Raw genomic sequence first — 25997 nt, 5'->3', positions numbered from 1 at the left:
CGGGGTGAGCCCCGGGATATGCCGGGGTGTTGCCGGTCCGCCGGCCGGCCAGGCACGCGAATCAGCTAGACTCTTGCCGGGCCATCTCCGGAGAGACACCTTGCAGAGCAGCGCCGGCGCGCGCGCATTCCAGAATGCGCGGTTGCAGAAGAAGTTGAAGAAGCAGGCGGACGCCGTCATCTCTGCCGCGGCAAGCGCCTATGGCCAGGGCAGGTATGCGGAGACCGAGGCGCTCTGCCGCCAGATCCTGCAAGCCGTTCCGGAACATTTCGACGCCACGCACCTGCTCGGCGTGTGCGTGCAACAGGGTGGGCGCCTGGAAGAGGCGCAACAGCTGCTCGAACGCGCGATCGCGATCGATCCGCGTTCGCATGAGGCCCTGAACAATCTCGCGTCCGTGTACGTCGCCCTTCAGAAATTCGAAGCCGCCCGCGCATGTCAGGAGAAGGCGATCGCGCTGAAGCCGAATTTTCCACCGGCCCTGACCGGCCTCGGCAATACGTTGCTCCAGATGAACCTGCCGGAACAGGCCGTCGAGCTGTACAATCGCGCGCTCAAACTGAAGCCCGACTATGTCGATGCGCTTTGCAATCGTGGCATGGCGGAGCTGGCGCTGCGGCAGTTCGACCGCGCCAGGGAGAGCTTCGATCGCACCCTGTTGTTTCAGCCGCGCCACGTCGAAGCCCTTGTCGGCAAAGGCGTGGTCGGTATCGAGCTCAAGCACTACGATGAAGCGGAAGCCGCGCTCGCAGCGGCGCTCACGATCAAGCCCGGTTCGGCGAAGATTCTGGCGCAACGCGGACGCCTCAATTTGGCGCTGTCGCGGATGGAGCAGGCGGCAGCGGACTTCGATGCGGCGCTGGCGATTTCGCCCCGGTTCGAAGTGGCCTTGCGAGGCAAGGCCGAGGCGTCGCTTGGCATGGGGAACACCGCGCAGGCGATCCTGGCCTGCACGACCTTGCTGCAGGAAAATCCACGTTCCACGATCGCGCTGGCGCTGCTGAGCTCCTGTTGTGCAAATCAGGGAGAGATCGCCTCCGCAATCGAGCATCTCGATGCGGCGCTGGCGATCTCGCCGGATCCGGATTTGGTCGCGCGGAAGATCTACTTTCTGGACTTTCTCTCCGACGCCGATTTCGCGGTCCAGCAGGCAACGCGAAAGTCTTGGGGTGAACTGATCGGCGCCAGAGTGCCGCAAAGGAAGCTCTCGCCCCGGCTGCTCGACCCCGACAGGCGGATCGTGATCGGCTATGTTTCCTCTGAATTCTGGTACCACTCGGCGGCATTCGGCCTGTTGCCGGTGCTGCGCCATCACGATCATGCCGGGTTCGAGATCGTCTGTTATTCGTGTTCGCCGACACGAGATGAGGTGACCGCCGAGTTCAGGTCAGCGGCGGACGTCTGGGTCGACGCCTGGAAGATGTTCGACGACGAACTGGCTGATCGTATCCAGGCCGACAAGGTCGACATCCTGATCGACGTTTCGGGGCATTCGTCGGGCAACAGGCTCCAGGTCTTCGCCCGCAAGCCGGCCCCGATCCAGGTCACGGGCTTCGGGCACGCGACCGGTACCGGCCTTCGGACCATGGACTACGTGCTCGCGGATCCGATCTTCATCCCGCAATCGGCGCGCCACTTGCTGACCGAAAAGGTCCATGACTTGCCGTGCCTGATCACGACCGATCCCATCCTGGACGTGCCGCCTTCGGAGCCGCCCATGCTCCGCAACGGCCATGTAACCTTCGGCGTGTTCAACCGCACCTCCAAGATCTCGGACGAGGCCATCCGCGTGTGGTCGAAGGTGATGCGCGAGGTGACCGGATCGAAGATCATCATCAAACATACCCTGCTCGACGATCCATTGGTGCGCGACCGCCTGATTGCGCGGTTCGTGGCGGAGGGCATTGCCGAAGAGAGCGTCGTCTGCATGGGCTCGACACCGCGCCACGAGCACCTGCTGGCCTTTGCGGAAGTCGACATATCCCTCGATACGTTCCCGCAGAACGGCGGCGTCAGCACCTGGGAATCCCTCTATGCGGGCGTTCCGGTCGTGGCCAAGCTCGGCAACGGTGCCTCCTCACGCGCCGGCGGCTCGATCGTGGCGGCGGTCGGTCTTGACGACTGGGTCGCCGAGGATGACGAGGGCTATGCCGAGATCGCACGCAGATATGCGGCGCAGCCGGCCCATCTGGCGAAGTTGCGCGCGGAGTTGCCGGCCCGGATCGCAGCCTCGTCCGCCGGCAATGTCGAAGTCTACACCCGCAGGGTCGAGGCGGGTTATCGCCAGTTCTGGCGCGATTATTGTGCCGTTGCTGCGAAGGACGGCGAGGGCGCTTGACGCGGTCGGCCGGCACGGACGCCTCGAATTGCAGGGATCGTTTTAGCTTTCGGGAAACCATGGCCCGGCGTGCAGTCGCCGCGGTTTATGGCTCCGAAAGCTATTGCTGGGCATATGGCGCCAAAAAGGTGCGCCAATGCTCGGTTTCGTGTTCGGACTCAACGCCCGTCTCGGGCGCCTGCATTTCTTCCTGGCCTCGATCGCGCTTGCGGTTGTGATGACCGCGATCTGCTTTGCGATCGCGATGGTCGTCGTCCGCGATACCTCGCCCGCCATGATCCGACCGGAAGAGCTCCTGAACAGCCGGGCGATCATCGCTGCCGTGGTGTTCTTCGGACTTGCGACCTTCACGCTGCAATCGATGCGCATCCGCGACATCGGCTGGGATCCGGTCTGCGTGATCCCGGCCTGGATCGCGCTCATGATCGTCGATCACGGCGTTGCGGGCCGGTTTCCGGCCTGGGCGATCGGGCAAGGGCATCAGGGCACTGTCGTCGGCGGGCTGGTCAATCTCGCGCTGATGCTCGCCCTCACGTTCTGGCCGAGCGCCGACAGTGAAGGCTCGGCCGGCAATCCCTTCCAGTCGCGCGCGCACGAGACCAGGCCCTCGCCGTCGAACGAGCGTCTGGCCCGCGTGTCGCAGGGGGCGCCGCGGCCGACCTGGAGTTGACCGAACGGGTGAAGCTAGGCGAACGGCGGCTTGATGTTGCTGCGCTTCTCCAGCCATTCCGGCACCGGCAGGTTCTTGGCGCGCATGAAGTCCGCGTTGAACAGCTTTGACTGATAGCGGCTGCCGGAATCGCAGAGCACGGTGACGATGGTCTTGCCCGGCCCGAGCTGTCTTGCGAGCCGCATCGCGCCCGCAATGTTGATCCCGGTGGAGCCGCCGAGGCACAGGCCCTCGTGCTGGAGCAGGTCGTAGATCACCGTGACGGCGTCGGTGTCGGGAATGAGATAGGCGTCGTCGACCTTCGCGCTCTCGACGATCGCGGTCGCCCGGTTGAGGCCGATGCCCTCCGTGATCGAGCCGCCCGGCGTCGCCTTGGCTTCGCCGGTCCTGAAATACTCGAACATCCCGGCGCCATGCGGGTCGGCGCAGGCGATCCGGATGGTCTTGTTCTTCTCCTTCAGATAGCGGCTGATGCCGGCGAGCGTACCGCCGCTGCCGACCGAGCAGACGAACCCGTCGACCTTGCCGCCGGTCTGCTGCCAGATCTCCGGCCCGGTGGACTCGTAATGCGCCTTCGCATTGTCGAGATTGTTCCACTGGTCGGCGAACAGCACGCCGTTGGGCTCGGTCTTGCGCAGCTCGTCGGCAAGCCTGCGGCCGACATGCTGGTAGTTGTTGGGATTGGCGTAAGGAAGGGCCGGCACCTCGATCAGCTCGGCGCCGCACAGCTTCAGAAAGTCCTTCTTCTCCTGGCTCTGCGTCTCCGGGATCACGATCAGCGTGCGATAGCCGCGCGCGCTGGCCACGACCGCAAGCCCGATGCCGGTATTGCCGGCGGTTGCTTCCACCACGAGACCGCCGGGCTTGAGCTCGCCGCGCTTCTCGGCCTCAAGGATCATCCACTTGCCGGCACGGTCCTTCACAGACTGGCCGGGATTCATGAATTCGGCCTTCCCCAGAATGGTGCAGCCGGTCGCCTCCGAGGCGCGCTGGAGCTTGATCAGCGGGGTGTTGCCGATGGCTTCGACAACGTCATTTCGAATGGTCATGTCAGGGGGAAATCACTGGCAAGGGGTTGATCAGATTGGCCAGAACCTAGTGCCTGGGAGGCCAAAGGGGAAGGCTTTTGCGCTGCGGCGAAACCGGTCGAAATCGAGCTGCGGACAACCATAATCCGGAGGAGAGATCAGCGGAGACGCCGCCCGGCGCGCGACGCCGGACATCCGTGGAATGTTATCTCCGACATCCGTCAAGGCAGGGAAGATAATGCTCGTCATGAGCGGGAGTCGTTGCCAAACTTCATTGAGTACGAGACGAGCCGATAAGAGGCGCAAGCCGCCGGAGCAAGCCGCCTTGGCGGAGCATGAGTCCGCTGAGAAATTGAATGGCGCGCAAGGCGGGGACCAGAGCTGCACGGCAGCGTCATTCGTTCGTGATCATTGACGGGCTCGCAAGAGTGGTCCGGCCAGGCTTTGAGGTGACGTCGGAACCACCTGGAGCGTGTTACCGAGCTATGCAGCCGGATCAACACGGCTCCCGCGCGGGTGTGGCGGCAATATCACATGAAATCTTGGTAAGCTTGATCACGCATTTCGGCCACATCAAACTTCGAAAGATCACTGCAAGACAGTCATCTTTTGCATTTCTGCAGTCTCGGTCTCGCGGCGCGGGGGCCGCCATCTCGCAGCTGCGGGACTGTCCCGCAGTTCCGCGCCCGGCTAGTATGAAGCTCAAGGTTCCGCCGAAAGCATCACCTGTGAACGAGTTGCAGAAAGCCCCCCGACTGTTCCGCCGCGAATCGGCTAATCCGGCTGCGCGGCGGCGGCTCGATCTGCCCGGCGGGGGGTGGATGTGATACAACATGGTCCGGTGATCGCCATGCGGCGGTCTCTAGGTTCTGGGTCCCGGACGCGTCGCGCGGCGCGCTGGCTTGCGGTGTTGGGCCTTGCGGCCAGTTCAGGCGCCTGCGTGCTGACGCAGGACCTTCCGGATCCCGCGCTCGATGTTCCCACGCAGTACAAATACGCCGGCAAGGGGGATGCGCCGCCGTTGCTGGACTGGTGGCGCGGCTTCCGTTCCACCGAGCTGACGCAGCTGATGGAAGAGGCGCAGACCGTCAATCTCGACATTGCGGCCGCAGTCGCGCGCATCGTCCAGGCCGACGCGCAGGCGCGGCAGGCGGGCGCGGCGCTGCTGCCGAGTCTGTCCGGCACTGGACAGGAGACCTATTCGCGCACCTCCGGTTCCTCCGCCTCGGGGCTCACCAATGGCGGCCGCGAGGTCGTCAACTACCAGGCCTCGCTGAGTGCGAGCTACCAGCTCGACTTCTGGGGCCAGAACCGTGACGCACTCCAAACGGCGGAAGAGACCGCGAATGCCAACCGTTTCGATCGTGACACGGTCGCGCTGACGACGCTGGCGGCCGTTGCCAACGCCTATTTCCAGGTGCTGACCTCGCAGGACCGCATCAGGACCTCACAGCGCAACATCGCGAGCGCGCAGCGCATTCTCGATGCCGTCAGGGAGCGCCGCAAGGCCGGCACCGGCACCGATCTCGACGTCGCCCAGCAGGAGAGCGTGCTGGCGAACCAGAAGGCCCTGGTGCCGCCGCTGCGCCAGACGCTCGACCAGAACGTCAACGCACTTGCCGTGCTGGTGTCGCGGCCGCCGGAGAGCGTGCGCGTGCTCGGCGGCTCGCTGAACAGGATCGCGATCCCGCGCGTGACGCCCGGCCTGCCGTCCGAGCTGCTGACCCAGCGGCCGGACATTCGCCGGCAGGAGGCGCAGCTTGCATCCGCCACCGCGAACATCGGCAATGCCCGCGCGCAGTTCTTCCCGACCATCCAGCTCACCGGCAATGGCGGCTATCAGAGCTCGGCGCTGGTGTCGCTGTTCCAGCCGCATGCTGCGTTCTTCCAGCTGGTCGGCAGCGCGACGCAGCCGATCTTCGATGGCGGCAAGATCCTCGGCAATTTCGAATATGCCAAGGCGCGGCAGGACGAGTTGCTCCAGACCTACCGCAAGACCATCATCCAGTCCTTTGCCGACGTCGACAATGCGCTGTTCTCGATCAAGCAGACCACGATCAAGCTGCAATTGCAGCGCGATGTCGTCACCGCCTCGCGGCGCGCGTTCGATCTGTCGGAGCAGCAATTGCGTGCCGGCACCGCCGACATCGTCACCGTGCTCAACACCCAGCTGACCCTGTTTACGGCGGAAGACGCGCTGTCGCAGGCCCAACTCGCACGGCTCCTCGCGATCGTCAGCCTGTATCAGGCGCTCGGTGGCGGCTGGGAGCCGAGGATGGAGAAACCGGTCAATGCTCTTTAAGCCGGATAACAAGCAAGGCGCGAAGGAGGGGGCGGCGAAGAGGTCGCGCGGCCGCGGTCTCGTGATGACCCTGATCACGCTCGCGATCCTCGGCGGCCTCGGCTATGTCGGCTGGACCGTGATGCACCAGCAGCAGGCGAACAACCGCAACCAGCGTCCCGATTTGCCGGTGCCGGTGCTGGCGACGACGCCCCGCGTCCAGGACGTGCCTGTCTATCTCGACGGCGTCGGCGCGATCCGCGCGCTCAACACCGTGACCGTGCGCTCGCAGGTCGACGGCAAGCTGATCGCGGTCAACTTCACCGAAGGCCAGGACGTCAAGAAGGGCGACGTCGTCGGCGAGATCGATCCTGCGCTCTATCAGGCGACGTATGACCAGGCGGTCGCCAAGAAGGCGCAGGACCAGGCGCAGCTCGCCAACCAGCGCATCGATCTGACGCGCTACGAGCAGCTCGCCGCCTCCAATGCCGGCTCCAAGCAGCAGGCCGACACGCAGCGCGCGCTGGTCGCGCAGACTGAGGCGCTGGTCAAGGCCGACCAGGCCGCGATCGACAATGCGGCGGCGACGCTCAGCTACACCAAGATCGTGGCGCCGATCTCCGGGCGTACCGGCCTGCGCCAGGTCGACCAGGGCAACATCATCCACGCGTCCGATACCACCGGGCTCGTGGTGATCACGCAATTGCAGCCGATCGCGGTGTGGTTCAGCCTGCCGCAGCAGCAGATCATGCGCGTCAACGCTGCAGCCTCGAAGGGCACGCTCGCCGTCGATGTGTTCGGCAATGACGGCATCACCGTGATCGACACCGGCAAGCTCACCGGCATCGACAACCAGGTCGACCAGACCACCGGTACGCTCAAGCTGAAGGCGGAATTCCCCAACGCCAACTACCAGCTCTGGCCGGGCCAGTTCGTCAACGTCCGCCTCAAGGTCGAGACCTTGATGAAGGCGGTGGTGGTGCCGACATCGGCGGTGCAGCGCGGCCCGATCGGCACCTTCAGCTATGTCATCGGCGAGGACAATGTGGTCTCGGCCAAGCCCGTGACGGTGACGCAGCAGAACGAGCATGACGCGGTGATCGCCAGCGGCCTGTCGCCGAGCGACCGCGTCGTCACGACCGGCTTTGCCAATCTGTCCGACGGCTCCAAGGTCGTCGTCGGCCGCGACGACCAGACGCCGTCGGCGGATCTTGCCCCGCGCAAGCGCTCGCGCGGGCCGGACGCTCAGAAAAAGGACGGCGCCAAGGAGGGGCAAAAGGAAGGACAAAAGGAAGGACGGGGCAAGGACGGCGAGCTTCGCGCCAAGCGGAGCAGCAGCGAAGGCGACCAGAAGGGACAGACCGGACCGGCACCGGGGCCGGGGGCATCGGGAAGTGGAGCCAAGCAGCCATGATCCCGACAACAGCCGCCTGAGCGGCAGGCGCATCCCATGGGTGTCTCCGAACCCTTCATCCGCCGTCCCATCGCGACCTCACTGCTCGGCATCGCGCTGCTGATCGGCGGCGCACTCGGTTATTTCGCTTTGCCGGTCTCGGCGCTGCCGCAGGTCGACTTTCCGACCGTGCAGGTGACGACCCAGCTGCCGGGCGCGAGCCCCGACGTCATCGCCTCGCTGATCACGGCGCCGCTGGAGCGGCAACTCGGGCAGATCCCGTCACTGTCCGCGATGAACTCGACGAGCTCGTTCGGCGTCAGCCAGATCTCGCTCCAGTTCGACCTCAACCGCGACATCGACGGCGCCACCCAGGACGTGCAGGCGGCCATCAACGCCGCAGCTGGCGTGCTCCCCAAGACGCTGCCTTATCCGCCGACCTACGCCAAGGTGAACCCGGCCGATGCTCCCGTGATGACGCTCGCGCTGCGCTCGGACACCATCTCGCTGCGCGCGATGAGCGACATCGCCGATACGCTTCTGGCGCAGCGATTGAGCCAGATCTCCGGCGTCGGGCGCGTCTCCGTGCTCGGCGGGCTCAAGCCGGCCGTGCGTATCCAGGCGGACCTTGCGCGGCTCGCGGCCTATGGCATCGCCATGGAAGATTTGCGCACCGCCATTTCCAATGCCAACGTTTCGGGGCCGAAGGGCTCGCTCGACGGCGCGCAGCAATCCTACATCATCGCCGCCAACGACCAGATCGCCGCCGCCGACGCCTACAAGCCTGTGATCATCGCCTACCGCAACGGCTCGCCGGTCACGATCGCCGATGTCGCGCAGATCGTCGATGGCCTCGAAAACGACCGCACCGGCGGCTGGTATCAGGGCTCGCCGGCCGTCATCATCGACATCCAGCGCCAGCCCGGCGCCAATGTCATCGACGTGGTCAGCCAGATCCGCGCCGAAATCCCCAAGGTCCAGCGCGCGATTCCGGCCGGCGTGAACCTCACCATCGTCTCCGACCGCACCGTCACCATTCGTGCCTCGGTGCGTGACGTGCAGTTCACGCTGATCCTCAGCGTCGTGCTGGTGACGCTGGTGGTGTTGTTGTTCCTGCGCTCGCTCAGGGCCACGCTGATCGCCGGCGTGGCGCTGCCGCTGTCGCTGATCACGAGCTTCGGCATCATGTATTTTGCGGGCTTCAGCCTCGACAATCTGTCGCTGATGGCGCTCACGATCGGCACCGGCTTCGTCGTCGACGACGCCATCGTGATGATCGAGAACATCGTCCGCCACATGGAGAACGGCGACGGCCCGATGGAAGCCTCGCTGAAGGGTGCCAGCGAAATCGGCTTCACGGTGATCTCGCTGACGGTGTCGCTGATCGCGGTGTTCATCCCGCTCTTGTTCATGTCGGGCCTGGTCGGGCGCATGTTCCGCGAATTCGCGCTGACCCTGACGATTGCGGTCGTGACCTCGGCCGTGGTCTCGCTGACGCTGACGCCGATGATGTGCTCGCGGCTGCTGAAGCATGCCCATGAGGAACTGGCGGTGCCGGGCCTCGCCGCCGTCAGCCGCTTCATCGACCGGACCGTCGAATTCTATCACCGGACGCTGCTCTGGGTGCTGGAGCGCCAGCGCGCCACGCTGGTGGTGACCTTCGCCACGCTGATCGCAACCCTCGTTCTCTACGTCGTGGCGCCGAAGGGCTTCCTGCCGCTTCAGGACACCGCCTCGATCACGGCGGTGACGGAGGCCGGGCCCGACGTCTCGTTCGCGGAGATGCAGAAGCGGCAGGCCGAGGCGGCCGATGCCATCAAGGCCGATCCTGACGTGGTCGGCGTCGTCTCGGTGATCGGCGCCGGCTCGGTCAACCCGACCACCAATGTCGGCCGTCTCGTCATGACCTTGAAACCGCGCGGCGAGCGGCGTGACGATGTCAGCGTGGTCGTGACCCGGTTGAAGGAGAGGGTGGCGGGCATCCCCGGCATGACCGTCTATTTCCAGCCGGTGCAGGATGTGCAGATCTCGACCCAGTCGAGCCGCTCGCAATACCAGTACACGCTGACCGGCACCGACGCGGCGCTGGTGTCGGAATGGGCGCGCAAGCTGGTTGCGGAGATGCGGCGCGATCCCTTGTTCCGCGACGTCTCCTCGGAAGCGCAGGAAGGCGGCCTGCGGGCCCAGCTCGACGTGGATCGAACGCGGGCGGGCCAGCTCGGCGTGAGCCTGCAGGGAATCACCGATACGCTGAATGACGCCTTCGCGCAGCGGCAGATCTCGACCATCTACGGTCAGGCCAACCAGTACCGCGTCGTGCTGGAGGCGTTGCCGATGTACCAGCGCGATCCCTCGATCCTGTCAAAGCTCTATCTGCCGGGCGCCGCCAGCGCCACCGTCGGCGCGCCCAACGCTCAGGTGCCGCTGTCGGCGGTGGCGACGCTGAAGCGCACCACGGCGCCGCTGGCGATCTCGCACCAGGCGCAATTCCCGGCGATCTCGCTCAGCTTCAACCTAGCCCCGGGCGCGGCCCTCGGCGATGCCGTCGAAGCCGTGAAGACGATCGAGACCCGAATCGAAATGCCCAACAGCATCGTCGGGGTCTATGCCGGCGACGCCGCCGAATTCGCCAAGGCACTCGCCGGCCAGCCCTGGCTGCTGCTCGCCGCCGTCATCACGATCTACATCGTGCTCGGCGTGCTCTACGAGAGCTACATCCATCCGATCACCATCCTGTCGACGCTGCCCTCGGCCGGCGTCGGCGCGATCCTGGCGCTGATGCTGTGCGGGCAGGACCTCTCGGTGATCGGCCTGATCGGCATCATCCTGTTGATGGGCATCGTCAAGAAGAACGCGATCATGATGATCGACTTCGCGCTGGAAGCCGAGCGCGGGCAGGGCATGCCGCCGCAGGAGGCGATCGTGCAGGCGTGCCTGTTGCGCTTCCGTCCGATCATGATGACGACGCTGGCGGCGCTGTTCGGCGCGCTGCCGCTGGCGATCGAAAGTGGCACCGGCGCCGAGCTGCGTTTCCCGCTCGGCATCTCCATCATCGGCGGCCTGCTGCTGAGCCAGCTCCTGACGCTCTACACCACGCCCGTGATCTACCTCGCGCTCGACCGCATCAACCGCCGCCTCGAGCAGGCGCTGCCGCCGGCCGAGCCCGGCGGCCCGCCGGTCGCGGGCGCGACCGAGGGGATGCAGTGATGGCATCGATCTCGGAGCCCTTCATCCGCCGCCCGGTCGCGACCACGCTGCTGTCGATCGGATTGTTCCTGCTGGGTGTCGTCGCCTACGAGTTCTTGCCCGTCGCCTCTGTCCCGAACGTCGACTTCCCCGCCATCTTCGTCTCGGCCAGCCGGCCCGGCGCCGATCCGTCCGTAATGGCGGCGACGGTGGCCTCGCCGCTGGAGCGGCGGCTCGGTGAGATATCGGGCATCAACCAGATCACCTCGACGTCGTCGCTCGGCATCTCCAACATCCAGCTCCAGTTCGACATCGGCCGCAACATCGACAAGGCCGCGCGCGACGTGCAGGCGGCGATCAACGCCTCGCTGGTCGACCTGCCGAGCGACCTGCCGACGCTGCCGCGCTTTCGCAAGGCCAACACCGCCGGTGCCCCCGTCTTCGTGCTGGCGCTGACCTCGAAGACGCTGTCCGCAAGCGCGATCTACGACGTCGCCGATACGGTGATCGCGCAGCGCATCTCGCAGGTGCCGGGTGTCGGCGACGTGACCGTCTCCGGCGCCGACCAGCCGGCGGTTCGGGTGCAGATCAATCCCGTCGCGCTGTCGAACGCCGGCATCGCGACCGACGACGTCAGGACCGCGATCATCAACGCCAACCCGCTGGGCCCCGTCGGCATCTTCAATGGCGAGCGCCAGAGCGAGACGCTGTCGCTGAACAAGCAGATGCGTACGGCGAAAGAGTTCCGCGACATCGTCATCAAGAGCTCCAACGGCAATTTCGTCCGGCTTGCCGACGTCGCGGAGATCGAGGACTCCGTCCGTAACGCCCGCTCGATCGCCTGGTTCAACAAGCAGCCGGCCGTGCTGATCCAGATCACCAAGCAGGGCGATGCCAATGTCATCGACACCGTCGACCGTGTGAAGGCGCTGATCCCCGAGCTGAAGCAGTGGATCCCGGCCGGCGTGGACATATCTACCCTGGTCGACCGCACCACTACGATCCGCGCCAGTGTGCTGGACATGCAATGGACGCTGCTGGCGACGGCCGTCCTGGTGATGGTCGTCGTGTTCGTGTTCCTGCGCCGCATCACGCCGACGATCGCGGCCGGCATCTCGGTGCCGCTGGCGCTGGCCGGCACCTGCGCCGGGATGTGGGTCGCGGGCTTCTCGATCGACAATCTGTCGCTGATGGCGCTTGCCATCTCCGTCGGTTTCGTGGTCGACGACGCCATCGTCATGATCGAGAACATGTACCGCAACCTCGAGCATGGCATGCGGCCGTTCCAGGCAGCGCTGGAGGGCGCCAAGCAGATCGGCTTCACCGTGGTGTCGATCAGCCTGTCGCTGATTGCCGCCTTCACTCCGCTGATCTTCATGGACGGCATCGTCGGCCGCCTGCTGCGCGAATTCTCGCTGACGCTCACTTTCGCGATCCTGGTCTCGACGCTGGTGTCGCTGACGGTCACGCCGATGATCTGCGCGCATTACATCCGGCAGACCACCTCCGGCACCGCGACGCTGTTCGACCGCCTGATCGAGGGCTCGCTGTCGCGCATCGTGGCCTTCTACGCCCGCAGCTTGCGCACGGTTCTGGAATATCCGCTGCTGACGCTGGTGGTGTTCTTCGCCACCATCGGCCTCACGGTGACGCTCTACGTCAAGGTGCCCAAGGGCTATTTCCCGACCGACGATTCCGGCTTCATCATCGGTGCGACGCGGGCCTCGGCCGACATCTCGTTCCAGTCGATGCTCGGCCTCCAGCAGCGGCTCGCGGACATCGTGATGCAGGATCCGGCCGTGGCCGGCATCGGCTCGACCGTCGGCAGCGGAGGCGGGGGCCCGGGGGCGGCGACCTCGAACCGCGGCACCATGTTCATCAGCCTGAAGCCGCCGGAGGAGCGCGACCACGTCTCGACGCAGGTGGTGATCGACCGTCTCAGGCGGGCGCTGTTCCCGGTGCCCGGCATCCGCCTCTTCATGTTCGCAGCGCAGGACGTGCGCGCCGGCGGGCGGCAGAGCGATTCCGACTACCAGTACACGCTCTCCAGCACCGATCTCGGCCTGTTGCAGCAATGGGCGCCGATCGTGGCCAAGCGCATGGAGAGCGTCGAGGGCATCACCGACATCTCCAGCGACCGCGACCCCGGCGGGCTTCAGCTGACGCTCGCCATCGACCGCCAGAAGGCCTCGGCGCTCGGCGTCAGGGTTCAGGACATCGACAATGCGCTGAACAACGCATTCTCGCAGCGGCAGATTTTGATCATCTACACCCAGCGCAACCAGTACATGACCGTGCTGGAGATCGACCCGAAATTCCAGGTCGATCCCTCCAACCTCGAGCGCATCTACGTCGCAGGCGCGAGCGACGCGCAGGTGCCGCTGTCGGCCGTGGTGCGCGTGACGCGCGGGCTCGCCGCGCTCGCGGTCTATCACTCGCAGTCGTTTCCCTCGACCACGGTGTCGTTCAACCTGCTGCCCGATGTGCCGCTCCAGGCCGCCACGCAGAACATCCAGCGCGCGGTCGAGGAGCTGCACATGCCGGAAGGAATCCGCGGCAGCTTCGACGGCAATGCCGGAGATTTCGCCAGGACCAGCGGCCGCCAGCCGCTGCTGATCCTCGGCGCGTTGGTGGCGATGTATATCGTGCTCGGCGTGCTCTATGAGAGCCTCGCCCATCCGCTCACGATCATCTCGACGCTGCCCTCGGCCGGCCTCGGCGCGCTGCTGGCCTTGCAGATCACCAACACACCGCTGACGGTGATCGCCTTTGTCGGCATCATCCTCCTGATCGGCATCGTCAAGAAGAACGGCATCATGATGGTGGACTTCGCGCTCGACGCCGAGCGTCAGCGTGGGCTGTCCTCGGCTGAGGCGATCTTCGAAGCCTGCCAGGCGCGCTTCCGCCCCATCCTGATGACGACGATGGCGGCGCTGTTCGCCGGCATTCCGCTGGTCGTCGCGACCGGACCGGGCACGGAGCTGCGGCGCCCGCTCGGCATCACCATCATCGGCGGCCTGTTCGTCTCGCAGATCCTGACGCTCTACACCACGCCCGTGATCTACCTGCTGATCGACCGCCTGCGCCGCCGTTCCGCGCCGCGCCCGCTGGCGGCGCCGGCGGAATAGGTTGTTGAAGCGCCGCATGAAGCGTATAGCGGCGACCATGTCGAACCCCACCACCGCCGCGCCGGCCGATCCCATTCCCGAATGCCCGCACTGCCAGAAGCCGATGCCGCTGTGCATCTGCGACAGCGTCACACCCATTGAGAACCGCCTCGGTCTCCTGATCCTCCAGCATCCGCAGGAGCAGGACAGGGCGCTCGGCACCGCGCGGCTGACGGCGAAGCACTTCCCCAAGGCCGTGGTGCGTGTCGGCCTGTCCTGGCCGAGCCTGTCCAAGGCGCTGGGCCAGCCGGTCGAGAACGCCTCGCACTGGGCCGTGCTCTATCTCGGCTCGGCACGCGCAGCCGATCTCGAAGCCGAAGGCGAGATCGTGGCGCTGACCCGCAAGGGCGAGGTCGCGGAGCACCAGCGTTCGATCCTCGGCAAGCTCGAAGGCGTGGTGCTGCTCGACGGCACATGGAGCCAGGCCAAGGCGTTGTGGTGGCGCAATCCCTGGATGCTCAAGTGCCAGCGCGTGATCCTCAATCCTGCCCACCCCTCGCGCTATGGGCGCCTGCGCAAGGAGCCGCGCAAGGACGGGCTGTCGACCATCGAGGCGGCCGCAACAATCCTCGCCGGTCTCGAACGGCGCCCCGACATCGCCGAAACCTTGCATGCCAGCTTTGAACGGATGTTAACACGCTACCGCGAGGTCCAGGCCGGGATGCCTGAACTGGCGCCGAAACCCGCCCCAAAGGGCCGCCGGCGCGATTTCCGGCGCGGCAAACGCGCCTGACTTCGGCCGTCTTCGTCCATACGGTTGATTGCTCCGCGGCAGGCGGGCGGATAGAGACGATCGGCCGATAAGCCTGCTATTCTGTTGCGGCATCGGAATACCGGAAGCAGAAGGGGCAGGCGTATTCAACTCGCGACGAAGGAGATCCTGACGCAGGCGACGCGGCTCGACCGGTGGGGCACGCTCGCGCTGATGGACATTTCGCTGCGCTACCGGCGCACCGTGATCGGCCCGCTCTGGATCACGCTGACATTGGCTGCGACGATCGCGAGCGTCGGCACGGTCTATGCAGCCCTGTTTCGGCAGGACATCGCCGCCTTCCTGCCGCCCTTTGCCGTCGGTCTGATCGTCTGGACCCTGATCGCCACGACGCTCCAGGAGGGCTCCAACATCTTCGTGGCCTCCGGCCACCTGATCAAGGCGGTGCCTGCGCCGCTGATCGTGCATGTGCTCCAGATGATCGCGCGCAACGTGCTCATCTTCGCGCATCATCTGGTGATCGTGGTCCTGCTCTACGTCGTGATGCCGTGGCCGCTGCACTGGAGCATGCTGCTCGCGGTGCCCGGCTTTGCGATCCTGCTCGTCGCTCTCCTCGGCGGCTCGGTCGCGCTCGGTATGCTCTGCGCGCGCTTTCGCGACATCGGGTCTGCGATCGTCAGCGGACTGCAATTCGTCTTCTTCCTGACGCCGATCATCTGGACCGAGGACTCCGTGCGCGGCACTGCGTTCCATTGGCTGATCCGCGCCAATCCGTTCGCGACGCTGCTCGATCTCGTGCGCAGGCCGCTGCTGTCGCAGCCGACCGACGTCGAGCATTGGCTGCTCGGAGCGGTCTATGCCGGCGTCGTGGCCGTCGTCGGCCTCGGCTGCTACGCACGATACCGCCACCGCGTGGCATATTGGCTGTGAGCAGCCCATGAGCCTTGCCGCCCACATCGTGCTTCGCAACGTCTCGGTCACCTTTCCGGTGCTGTCGTTTCGCGACCGTTCACTGCGCAGCCGCTTCGTCAGCGCCGTGACGCTGCGCCGGAGGGCAGCGGTGCCGCACATCGTCACCGCGTTGAACGACGTCAGCCTCGACGTCCGCCCCGGCGACCGCCTCGCCATCATCGGCGCCAACGGCGCCGGCAAGACGACGCTGCTGCGGGTTTTCGCCGGCATCTATCATCCGACTGCGGGCGGCGTGGACGTGCTCGGCCGCTGCCTGTCGCTGTTCGACCTGTCGGCCGGCTTCGACGAGGAGGCCACCGGCTACGAGAACATCATACGGCGCGGGCTGGTAATCGGGGCGCGGCGCGCCGAGATCGATGCCCGCCGCGCGGAGATCGCCGAGTTCACCGAGCTCGGCGACCGGCTCGACCTGCCGCTGCGCACCTATTCCAGCGGCATGATGCTGCGGCTGATCTTTGCGGTCGCGACCGCGGTCGAGGGCGAGATCGTGCTGCTCGACGAATGGATCGGCGTCGGCGACCAGCAATTCCGCAAGAAGGCGCGGCAGCGGCTCGACGAGATCGTGGCCCGCGCCGGCATCCTGGTGCTGGCCTCGCACGACGTCGATCTGATCAAGAGCACCTGCAACCGCGCGATCCTGCTCGAGGAGGGGCGGATCACGGCGGCCGGCACGACCGAGGAAATTCTCGGCCGATATCTCGGCGGTGCGAAGGCGTAGCCCCGCGCTCGGGGTTGCCTAAGCCATTGATCCCCTATATTGGTCCGCCCTTACGGGGCCACGTGGCGGAGTGGTTACGCAACGGTCTGCAAAACCGTGTACACCAGTTCAATTCTGGTCGTGGCCTCCATCACAAGACTCTGATATTTCAGCTAAAAATTGATTTCGGCACGGGTTCCGCGGATGCTGCGCGGGCGACCTGCCGCCTTGAGGGCGGGACGCTGCCACCGGGTTTGCCCGGGGCTAGGCGGAAACCAGCGATTCAGGCCCGATGGCATAGACTTCGCATCTGCGAAGTGATGCGTCACGAACCCCTGGAGCTGGAAAGCACGTGAGCGACGTCGTCCGATTCGTCCCGAAATCCGAACTGGAGCGGGCTCGCCTCATCGCTGAGGCGCGCGCGATCTATGACAGCATCTTTCCGTCGGCCGCACCCGATCGGGTGCCGCAGGACGGCGAGGAGCGCGTCAAGAACTGATCGTGGCTGCGCCGCGGCCCGGCGCATGGCGATACCGAACCGCCCATGGGGCGGGCGCATCCGTTCACGGTGAAGGTGGCTCAGCAGGCCGCGTACCAGCCGTCGGGAAATGGCAGGAGGGGCCAGGCGCCTTCGTTGTCATTGGCAGCCTTGGGCCTTGCGTCGAACATCCACGAACGGGGCACGAATTCCTCCTCCGGCGCGAACGCCAAATCCTCGAGGACCATGGCGTCCTGGACGGCATCCAGCAGCAAGTTGAATTCGGCTTCGCTCATCACACCCTCCGGAACGCGGATGGCGCAATGTCGCAGAGCCGATTTGTTACCCGATTGAGCCGATCGTTCGCATTTTAACGATCCGGCGATCAGGGCCCGATTGGTTAGCGATTCCTGAAAAAATCCCCAAAAATCCCCGTGGGAACCCTAGGGGCCTCGGGCCGACCGCCAGTGTGAAGGAGATCACATTCTCGGCGGTTTATTTCTCCTACCCCTTCGCATACCGGCCAATGAAGGCTGGGACGGGCAGGGCAGAACGGGAGAGCGGTCATGAAGGCGAGATTCTTGCGATTTGCGGGTGTGAAGAGCCGGGCGCGCCGCGCCTCGACGGTCGGGCTGTTCCTGACGCTGTTTGCCTCCGCCGCCCATGCGCAGCAGGGAACGCCCGAGCAACGGCGGGCCTGCAGCCCCGATGTCTACCGGCTCTGCGCCGGCGACATCCCCAACGTCCGCGCCATCACCGCCTGCCTGCGCCGTAACCGGTCAAGCTTGAGCGAGGCTTGCCGCACCCTGTTCGATCAGGCCGGCGGCTGACATAGCGGATCTGTGAGTTTGTGCGCAGCAAGTGGCTCGCTCGGGCTCGCGAATCCGGCATAGTCGCCCTGTGAATATGCTGCGGACAAGATGTGGAGGGCGGTGAATTGCTTCGGATGTCGTCCGCAGATGCGCCCTTCGATCGTCATATCTCCGTCAATGATCCAACTGAATGATTGCTTGATCGCGCAGATTATTGCGCCGTTCGAGACTATTTGATTGCCCCGAATTCGGAATCCCGTACCTGGTGCTTGCTGCTTTCGAACAGTTTTTGTGCAGCTGCTTGCCCAAATCACGGGCCCCCTTCATCCAATTTTTTGTACGCCCGCGGACAAGCTTTCCCCGGTGCACTCCACCTAGGCTCGCTTCCGAGATCTGGAACATGGCCAGTGCCATGACAATTCGAAGGAGCTGGAGATGGAAAGACGGGTATTGCCCCAAATGGGCCGGAACGTGCGGCAGGGGATCGCACGCGCATCGTTGCCATGGCGCAAGGTCGCGCTCGGCGCGGCCATCGCTTTCTGTGTTCTCGCAGTCGCACCGTTGAGCGCGCAGGCCGCAGCACCCGCCGCCTGCGCCGCGCTCCAGGAGAAATATCCGGACTGGAAGGGCAAGACGCTCGTCAACGCCATCAATCCGCACACACCGGGCTACGAGACGATCGATCCGAAGGACCCCAGCAAATATATCGGCTTCGACATCGATCTCGGCGAAGCCATCGGCGAATGCCTCGGCTTCAAGCTGACCTACAAGCCCGTGACGTTCGCCGCGCTCCTCACCACGCTCGCCGCCGGCCAGGCCGACATCGTCATCTCCGACATCTACGCCACCAAGGAGCGCGCCAAGGCTGCCGACTTCATCACCTATTCGAAGGTGTTCGACGGCGTGCTGGTCGCCAAAGGCAATCCGAAGGGCATCAACGGCATCAACATGTCGATGTGCGGTGCTGCGGCCGCCGAAAACACCGGCTATGTCGAGGTGCCCCTGATCCAGGCCCTGATGCCCGAGTGCAAGAAGGCCGGCAAGCCCGAGCCGACCGTTCAGCTCTACGACAACAACGCCAACTGCATCCAGGCGATCCTCGCCGGCCGTGCCGACACCTATGTCAACGACGTCAACACCGTCGACAGCGCGGTGAAGGCCTATCCGGACAAGCTGGAGAAGGCGATCGCGGTGACGATCCCGTATTCGGTCGGCATCGCCGTGCCCAAGGACAAGCCGAAATTCCGCGACGCCGTGCTCGCCGCCCTGATCGAGGTGCAGAAGGCCGGTACGCATATGGAGCTTCTGAAGAAGCATGGGCTCGACGTGAACAACTTCAAGGAGCCGGACATCCTGACGGCCGACTAGGGCGGTTACCTCTCCCCGACGGGGAGAGGTCGGCGCGAAGCGCCGGGTGAGGGGGCGCGGCAAACTCGGTGCAGCGTAATCCCTCACCCGGCTCGCATCCGACGATGCGGTCCACCTGTCCCTATGGGCGAGGTGGACCGAACCCGGCTCACTCGCCTTCTGCCAACTTCATCCCGCACTGATGACGGCTGACTGATGTCGCTGTTCCTGCACTATCTCAGCATGCCGTATCTGCTCGAGGGCATCGAGCTCACCCTCGAGGTGACCGCCCTCGGGCTCGGCGGCGGATTGATCCTCGGATTGATCCTCGCGGGCATGCAGCTGTCCCGCTTCTGGCCGCTGGCGGCGATCGCCAGGGCCTACACCGTGATCTTCCGCGGCACGCCGCTGATCCTGCAGATGGTGTTCGCCTACGACGCGCTGCCGCATATCGGCATCAAGCTGCCGGCGGTGCTGGCGGCCGGTCTCGCGCTCGCCTGCAACGAGGCGCCGTTCATCGCCGAGATGCTGCGGGCCGGCGTGCTCGGGGTCGATCGCGGGCAGGTCACGGCGGGGCAAGCGCTCGGCATGACGCCGCGGATCCTGATGTGGCGGGTGATCGCGCCGCAGGCGATCCGCACCATGATCCCGGCCTTCGGCAACGAGGCGGTCAGCGCGCTGAAGAATTCCTCGCTCGCCTCCGTCGTCGCGGTCCAGGAGCTGACGCTGCGCTCGACCCAGCTGGCGTCCTCGACCTTCGACTTCTTCTCGATCTTCTTCGCCTCGGGCCTGCTGTACCTCGTGCTGACCTTTGCCATCAGCGTCATCCAGCTTTTCGTCGAATGGCTGCTCGATCTCGATCGTGCCAAGGGCCGCGAGCGTAAGCTCGCCGATTATCTGCCCTGGCGTCGCGTCGACCTCACCACGAAACTCGAACTCGCCGCGGCGTCGGTCGATGTCCCGGAGCCCGCGCAGGCCGAGCTCACGGACACCCCGCCGCTCGCCTTGACCCGCGAGGAGCGCACCCGCCGCGCCGCGACCATCGCGCGCAACAACATCGCCGTCGAGGCCAAGGATCTCGTCAAGAGTTACGGCGCGCAGAAGGTGCTCGGCGGCCTCGACCTCACCGTTCGCGTCGGCGAGGTGGTGGCGCTGCTCGGCCCCAGCGGCTCCGGCAAGAGCACACTGCTTCGCTGCATCAACCATCTCGAAAACTGGGATTCCGGCACCGTGCGCGTCGGCGGCCGGCGCCTCGGCTTCGGCGAGAACGGCAAGCCGCTGTCGCCCCGCGACCTCGCCAATGAACGGGCCAGCGTCGGCGTCGGCATGGTGTTCCAGCAGTTCAACCTGTTCGCCCATCTCTCGGCCAAGGAGAACATCGCCGGCCCGCTGCGCTGGGTTCACGGCATGACGCGTATCGATGCCGACCGCCGCGCCACCGAGCTGCTCGATCGGGTCGGGCTGTCGCATCGCGCCGATGCATTGCCGCGGCATCTCTCCGGCGGCCAGCAGCAGCGCGTCGCCATCGCCCGCGCGCTGGCGCCGAACCCCAGCGTGCTGCTGTTGGACGAGCCGACCTCGGCGCTCGATCCTGAACTCGTCAACGAGGTGCTGGAGGTGATCCGGCGCCTCGCCATCGACGACGGCCTCACCATGATCATCTCGACGCACCAGATCCGCTTCGCCGACGAGGTCGCCGACCGCGTCGCGTTCCTGAGCGGCGGCGCGATCATCGAGGAGGGGCCGGCGCACGAGGTCCTCACCAACCCGCGCAATCCGCTGACGGCGCGCTTCCTCCGCGTGATGGAAGCCGACAAGACTCCGGAGGCGGTGCGATGAACGCTGCCTCCATCAGGTTCAAGACTCCCGAAGAGGCCACCTCATGAAGCATTTCACGCTGCCGGTTTCGCCCAAAACCGTCCACTGGGGCTATTTCTCCAAGGTGGTCGCCCCGGCCCTGACGCTGCGCTCGGGCGACCGCGCCACCATCGAGACGCTGACTCATCACGCCAACGACGATTACGAGCGCATGATCGCGGGCGACCCCGGCGCCGAGAGCGTGTTCCAGTGGACGCGCGAGCACAAGGCGGTGGCGCGCCGCGGCTCAGGGCCCGTCGAAGGTCCGTTCGTCCGTGGCGCAGGCGAGGGGATCGGCGTGCATCTGCTCACCGGGCCCGTCGCGATCGAAGGCGCCGAGCCCGGTGACATCCTCGAAGTGCGCATTCTCGACGTCCGGCCGCGGCCGAGCTGCAGCGCCTGCCATGCCGGCCGCTGCTTCGGCTCCAACGTCGCCGCCAATTGGGGCTTTCACTATCACGACCTGATCGAGGAGCCGAAGCCGCGCGAGGTCGTCACCATCTTCGAGCTCGACACCTCGGGCGAGCCCTATGCGAAGGCGGTCTACAACTATGTCTGGACGCCGCAGACCGACCCCGACGGCATCGTGCATTCAATGATCGATTATCCTGGCGTGCGCGTCGATCATGCCACCATCAAGAAGCGCGAGAACATCCTCTCCAGCGTGAAGGTGCCGGCGCGGCTGCATTTCGGCACCATGGGCCTTGCGCCGTCGGAAGCCGATTTCGTCAGCTCGATTCCGCCGAGCTACACCGGCGGCAACATCGACGACTGGCGCATCGGCAAGGGCGCACGGATGTTCTACCCGGTCGCGGTATCGGGCGCCTATTTCTCGGTCGGCGATCCCCACGCCGCGCAAGGCGACAGCGAACTCGGCGGCACCGCGATCGAGACCTCGCTGACCGGTGATTTCGAGTTCATCCTGCACAAGAAGGCCGATCTGGCCGGCACCCATCTCGAAGGCCTCGACCATCCCATGCTGGAGACCGATCACGCCTGGTCGTTCTACGGCTTCACCTATCCGAACTATCTCGCCGCGCTCGGCACCGATGCGCAAACCGAGATTGCCAATCACAGCAGTCTCGACCGTGCGATGCGCGACGCGTTCAGAAAACTCCGGCGGTTCCTGATGACCGTGCATGGCCTCAGCGAGGACGAGGCGATCTCGCTGCTGTCGGTCGGCGCCGATTTCGGCGTCACCCAGGTGGTTGATGCCAATTGGGGGGTCCACGGCACGATCCGCAAGAACATGTTTCGGTGCGACTAAGGCTTTGAACGTCGGTCCGTTTTTGGGATGAGACGGTGACCAACGAACCTCATTTGCGGCCCGTCGCTGCGACGGAGGAGCGCGTGCGTCTGGCACAGAGGTTGCTTCGATCAACTGCAATCTGGGTTGATCCGATGAGCTTCCGGCCGTTCACGAGCGAGTCCTACGCGCAAGATGACCGCCCCGAAGCCTGGCGGGACGTGCTGGCTGCGGTCGGCCTGCAACCGGCGACCGGCCATTCCTTCCTTGACGGGCACGCGACGGCGTCACATCGCCAGGCCGCGGGCGTCGCGCTGACGCGCATGGCCGCGGGCGCGCAGAGCGTCGGTCCTCTTTCTCAAGCGATCGAAGACCTTCCGATCGCGCTGATGCCGGTCGAGGACGGCATGGTGCTGAAGAGCGCCGGCGGCCACCGCATCGTTCCGGTCGGTCATCTCGTGCTGCTGCCGCGGAGCGGCGACTGGAGCATCGTGTTCCAGCGCGACATGCGCGCCATCGTGCTGTCGGTCACCGCGGAGGCGCTGCACGGACGCCTCTCGGGCAAGCCACGGCTCGGCGAGCCCCGGGTCGTTCCGCCCAGCGGATTTGCCGACGTCTTCTCACGGCTGCTCGATGCCACCGCGCGCACGCTCGACAGCTTGAGCGATGCCGAATGGAATGCGGTCGCGCAGTCTCTCGTCGATCTGCTTCTCACGCTCGCCCATCAACTGGCGGCCTCGACGTCCGATGCCGGATCGAGCGCGACGCAGGCAGCGCTCTTGCACCGGATCTGCCAGACCATCGAGCGCCGCCTCGACGATCCCGAGCTGGTGCCGGCGCGGGTCGCGCAGGCGGAAGGAATTTCCGAGCGCTATCTGCAAAAGCTGTTCGAGACGGTCGGTGATAATTTCACCCACTACGTTCGCGAACGCCGGCTCCAGCGCGCCTGGGCCGATCTGTCCAACCCGGCCGAGGCGCATCGCTCGATCTCGGAGATCGCCTATGCCTACGGCTTTGGCGATTCCGCGCATTTCAGCCGCGCCTTCCGTCATCGCTTCGGCTTGCCGCCGCGCGAATTCCGCCAGCAGGAGGCGGAGCGGGCAACCTCGCAGCATGGCGTGGCCGGCCAGCGCGGCTGGCCGCAGGAGGCGCTGGCGCAGCTCCGGGTGCATCCGAGCGTGGAAGCACGCGGCAGCGCCGTTTGTGCCGCCGCCGAGGAGCGCACGACCACGGAGCGCAGGCACCACCATCTCCCGGTCGAGGCCAGCCGCGTCCATTGGGGCTATTTCAGCCGCTCGTTACAGCCGCAGATCGAGATCGCCTCGGGCGACACCATCACCATCGAAACATTGACCCAGCACGCCTCCGACGCGCCGGACCTGATGATCGCTGGCGATGCCGGCGCCGAAAGCGTGTTCGGCTGGACGCGCGATAGAAAGAACGTCGATCGGCGCGGCGCAGGTCCCATGGACGCCAGCGTGTTCGGCCGCGGCGCCGGCGAAGGGTTTGGCGTCCACATCTGCACCGGGCCCGTCGCGGTGAAGGACGCCCAGCCCGGCGACGTTCTGGAAGTGCGCATCCTCGACATCGTGCCGCGCGCAAGCCGCAATCCGAACCATGCAGGTCGCGTGTTCGGCTCCTCGGTCGCGGCCTGGTGGGGCTATCACTACAACGAGTTTCTCGGCGGTCCCAAGCCGCGCGAGATCGTCACCATCTACGAAATTGTTGACGATCCCGAGGAGCCGCACGCCCGGGCGCTCTATTCCTATCGGTGGGAGCCGCAGACCGATCCCTTCGGCGTCGTGCACACCACCTACGACTATCCCGGCGTTCCCGTCGCGCCTGCCACAATGAAGCGCCGCCACGCCGTGCTCGACGGTATCCGCATTCCGCTGCGGCCGCATTTCGGCGTGATCGCGGTGGCGCCGCGCGAGGTCGATTTCGTCGACTCCGTGCCGCCGTCCTATTTCGGCGGTAATCTCGACAATTGGCGGTTGGGGAAGGGGGCGGCCGTCTATCTTCCGGTCTCCGTTCCCGGCGCGCTGCTGTCGGTTGGCGATTCCCACGCGACACAAGGCGACGGCGAGCTCAGCGGCACCGCGATCGAATGCTCGATGACAGGCACGTTCGAAGTGATCCTGCACAAGAAGGCCGATCTCGCCGGCCGGCCCTTCGCCGATCTCTCTTACCCCCTGATCGAAACCGAAACCGACTGGGTGCTGACCGGCTTCAGCCATCCCAACTACCTCGCCGAGTTCGGCGCGCAGGGCCAGAGCGAGGTCTACGCCAAGTCGTCGCTCGATCTCGCCATGAAAGACGCCTTCCGCAAGATGCGGCGCTTCCTGATGAACGTCAAAGGCCTCAGCGAGGACGAGGCGATCGCACTGATGTCGGCCGCCGTCGATTTCGGCGTCACCCAGGTCGTCGACGGCAATTGGGGCGTGCATGCCATCCTCAGCAAGCGCCTGTTTCAGGACGCGACTTAACAAGGACTCCCCAGGTGAAATTCCACATGATCGCCGGCGGACCGAAGCCGGTCGCGCCCTTCAGCCACGCGGTCGAGACCGATGGCTTCGTCTTTGTTACCGGCCAGATGCCGGATACGCCGGCGACGCCGGGCGTGCTGCCCGACGGCATCGTGGCGCAGACCCGCGCGGTGATGGAGAATTTGAAGGTGGTGCTCGCCGGTCTCGATCTCGGCCTCGAGCACGTCGTGATGACGCGGATCTATCTCACGCGCTTCAAGGAAGACTATGCCGTGATGAACGAGACCTATCGCAGCTTCTTTCCGCCGGACCGTCTGCCAGCCCGTACCTGCGTCGGCGTCACCGGGCTTGCCTACGACGCGCTGATCGAGATCGACCTGGTGTGCCGGCGGCCGTGAGGCAATGCCGTAGCCCGGATGGCGCGAAGCGCAATCCGGGATTCGTCCCGCGGACACAGCGGCCCGGATTGCGCTTCGCTTCCTCCGGGCGACAAGACCTTGCGTTGCCCGACGGGCAAAACACACAAACAGCGGGTCAACCCACTCGCGTGAAAATATTCCACTTTACCGAAATTCGGCTTTGGCGTAATCATGCGCCATCTCATCCCCTGTCAGAGGGGCGTATCGCGATCGTCACGAACGTGGGGTGAGCTGCGGTGGACGCAAGTCACATCGGCGCGACAGGTTCGCAGGGCGGGCAGCCGTGAGCGAAAACCGTCGCGCACACGACCGGTGTGATCTGCGTACGGCAAAACCGTGTCGTCCTGGCGCCCGGGGTCTGTGCGCCAAGTCTTGTGGTGATGTGGCGGCCCGACCGGGCACGCGCATCAGTCATCCGCAAGGCGACGGGGGCAATAGTGCAACGCTCCCCGGGGAGAGCACGGCATAAGCCGTCAAACCACTGCGCAGGGAAGGCCGTGTGTTGGGCTTCACCTGTATGCCGCTGTGCAGCCTCTTGTAGCGCAACCTTCGCACAGTGGACCGTGGGTGCCCGGCCGGCACCCGGTCTTCCCTGCGCCCTCCGACAAAGAGGGTGAGGCGACGAAGCAAAGCTCGGGCGAGATAAGCCGCGAGGATGCAAAGGCGTGTCTGCGAAACCGCGCAGGATGGGTAGAGCGAAGCGAAACCCATCATGTTGCCTCGAGGAGGACGCGCGATGGGTTTCGCTTCGCTCTACCCATCCTACAAGTTCTGTCATCGCCCGACTTGATCGGGCGATCCAGGGCGGATTCAATCACTCGTCGCAACACTCAGCGAAGGAGGTTGCGATGGAGAACCGTGTGCGGACAGGTCGCCCTCGAGAGGCCCTGCGAGAGAATGGTAGACCG

General features: G+C 65.5%; 18 protein-coding genes and 1 tRNA gene. 17 read left to right on the top strand and 2 right to left on the bottom strand.

The genetic code is table 11. The annotated features are described in order from the left end of the window. Nucleotides 1-100 precede the first annotated feature (100 nt). Both AC1RUR_RS35790 and AC1RUR_RS35785 read left to right on the top strand, forming a co-directional pair. The gene (locus AC1RUR_RS35790) at nt 101-2338 is read left to right on the top strand and encodes an O-linked N-acetylglucosamine transferase family protein (RefSeq protein WP_492852836.1); all 2238 of its coding nucleotides are present in this window, start codon (nt 101-103) and stop codon (nt 2336-2338) included. Between the two features lie 136 nt (nt 2339-2474). Then, entirely contained in the window at nt 2475-3008 is a 534-nt protein-coding gene (locus AC1RUR_RS35785; protein ID WP_492852835.1) for a DUF805 domain-containing protein, read from the top strand. Nucleotides 3009-3022: 14 nt separating this feature from the next. Here the strand turns inward: AC1RUR_RS35785 and AC1RUR_RS35780 are convergent, their stop codons facing one another. Further along, nucleotides 3023-4057: a cysteine synthase A gene (locus AC1RUR_RS35780; RefSeq protein WP_492852834.1), complete on the bottom strand. Its 1035-nt coding sequence runs from the start codon at nt 4055-4057 to the stop codon at nt 3023-3025. 829 nt (nt 4058-4886) lie between these two features. Between AC1RUR_RS35780 and AC1RUR_RS35775 the strand changes: the two genes are divergently transcribed. The 9 genes from AC1RUR_RS35775 (at nt 4887) to AC1RUR_RS35735 (ending at nt 16943) form a co-directional block, all read left to right on the top strand. Beyond that, on the top strand, nt 4887-6338 hold the full coding sequence (locus AC1RUR_RS35775) for an efflux transporter outer membrane subunit (protein ID WP_492852833.1): 1452 nt from the start codon (nt 4887-4889) through the stop codon (nt 6336-6338). Continuing rightward, complete coding sequence (locus tag AC1RUR_RS35770; RefSeq protein ID WP_492852832.1) at nt 6328-7731, top strand: efflux RND transporter periplasmic adaptor subunit; 1404 nt, start codon at nt 6328-6330, stop codon at nt 7729-7731. The genes AC1RUR_RS35775 and AC1RUR_RS35770 overlap by 11 nt, the downstream gene beginning before the upstream one ends. A gap of 36 nt (nt 7732-7767) precedes the next feature. Continuing rightward, a complete protein-coding gene (locus tag AC1RUR_RS35765; protein WP_492852831.1) occupies nt 7768-10917 on the top strand; it encodes an efflux RND transporter permease subunit in 3150 nt (1049 codons plus the stop codon). Further along, on the top strand, nt 10917-14024 hold the full coding sequence (locus tag AC1RUR_RS35760; RefSeq protein ID WP_492852830.1) for an efflux RND transporter permease subunit: 3108 nt from the start codon (nt 10917-10919) through the stop codon (nt 14022-14024). Before AC1RUR_RS35765 ends, AC1RUR_RS35760 begins: the two co-directional genes overlap by 1 nt. Before the next feature lie 37 nt (nt 14025-14061). Continuing rightward, a complete protein-coding gene (locus tag AC1RUR_RS35755) occupies nt 14062-14796 on the top strand; it encodes a tRNA-uridine aminocarboxypropyltransferase (RefSeq protein ID WP_492852871.1) in 735 nt (244 codons plus the stop codon). 84 nt (nt 14797-14880) lie between these two features. Beyond that, nucleotides 14881-15705 (top strand): ABC transporter permease, encoded by an 825-nt coding sequence (locus AC1RUR_RS35750; RefSeq protein ID WP_492852829.1) that lies wholly within the window; start codon nt 14881-14883, stop codon nt 15703-15705. 7 nt (nt 15706-15712) lie between these two features. Beyond that, nucleotides 15713-16465 carry an ABC transporter ATP-binding protein gene (locus AC1RUR_RS35745; RefSeq protein WP_492852828.1) on the top strand — a complete coding sequence of 251 codons (753 nt, stop codon included), beginning with the start codon at nt 15713-15715 and terminating at the stop codon, nt 16463-16465. Nucleotides 16466-16521: 56 nt separating this feature from the next. Continuing rightward, nucleotides 16522-16595 (top strand) — tRNA-Cys (locus tag AC1RUR_RS35740). Nucleotides 16596-16796: 201 nt separating this feature from the next. After that, on the top strand, nt 16797-16943 hold the full coding sequence (locus AC1RUR_RS35735; protein ID WP_492852827.1) for a hypothetical protein: 147 nt from the start codon (nt 16797-16799) through the stop codon (nt 16941-16943). A gap of 80 nt (nt 16944-17023) precedes the next feature. Here AC1RUR_RS35735 and AC1RUR_RS35730 read toward each other — a convergent pair whose 3' ends face one another. Beyond that, nucleotides 17024-17218: a hypothetical protein gene (locus AC1RUR_RS35730; protein WP_492852826.1), complete on the bottom strand. Its 195-nt coding sequence runs from the start codon at nt 17216-17218 to the stop codon at nt 17024-17026. 270 nt (nt 17219-17488) lie between these two features. Between AC1RUR_RS35730 and AC1RUR_RS35725 the strand changes: the two genes are divergently transcribed. The 6 genes from AC1RUR_RS35725 to AC1RUR_RS35700 all read left to right on the top strand — a co-directional run bounded on the left by AC1RUR_RS35725 (nt 17489) and on the right by AC1RUR_RS35700 (nt 25068). Continuing rightward, on the top strand, nt 17489-17752 hold the full coding sequence (locus AC1RUR_RS35725; RefSeq protein ID WP_492852825.1) for a hypothetical protein: 264 nt from the start codon (nt 17489-17491) through the stop codon (nt 17750-17752). Between the two features lie 441 nt (nt 17753-18193). After that, nucleotides 18194-19102 (top strand): ABC transporter substrate-binding protein, encoded by a 909-nt coding sequence (locus AC1RUR_RS35720; RefSeq protein WP_492852870.1) that lies wholly within the window; start codon nt 18194-18196, stop codon nt 19100-19102. Nucleotides 19103-19297: 195 nt separating this feature from the next. Further along, nucleotides 19298-20920, top strand: a complete 1623-nt coding sequence (locus AC1RUR_RS35715; protein WP_492852824.1) for an amino acid ABC transporter permease/ATP-binding protein — start codon at nt 19298-19300, stop codon at nt 20918-20920. Between the two features lie 43 nt (nt 20921-20963). Beyond that, the gene (locus AC1RUR_RS35710) at nt 20964-22205 is read left to right on the top strand and encodes an acetamidase/formamidase family protein (RefSeq protein ID WP_492852823.1); all 1242 of its coding nucleotides are present in this window, start codon (nt 20964-20966) and stop codon (nt 22203-22205) included. 134 nt (nt 22206-22339) lie between these two features. Then, nucleotides 22340-24670 (top strand): acetamidase/formamidase family protein, encoded by a 2331-nt coding sequence (locus AC1RUR_RS35705; protein ID WP_492852869.1) that lies wholly within the window; start codon nt 22340-22342, stop codon nt 24668-24670. A gap of 14 nt (nt 24671-24684) precedes the next feature. Continuing rightward, a complete protein-coding gene (locus AC1RUR_RS35700) occupies nt 24685-25068 on the top strand; it encodes a RidA family protein (RefSeq protein ID WP_492852822.1) in 384 nt (127 codons plus the stop codon). Nucleotides 25069-25997 lie beyond the last annotated feature (929 nt).

Source organism: Bradyrhizobium sp. GW821-FHT12B03, assembly GCF_058807535.1.
The sequence above is the reverse complement of the archived record's forward strand: the minus strand, read 5'-3'. Positions and strand labels throughout refer to the sequence as shown.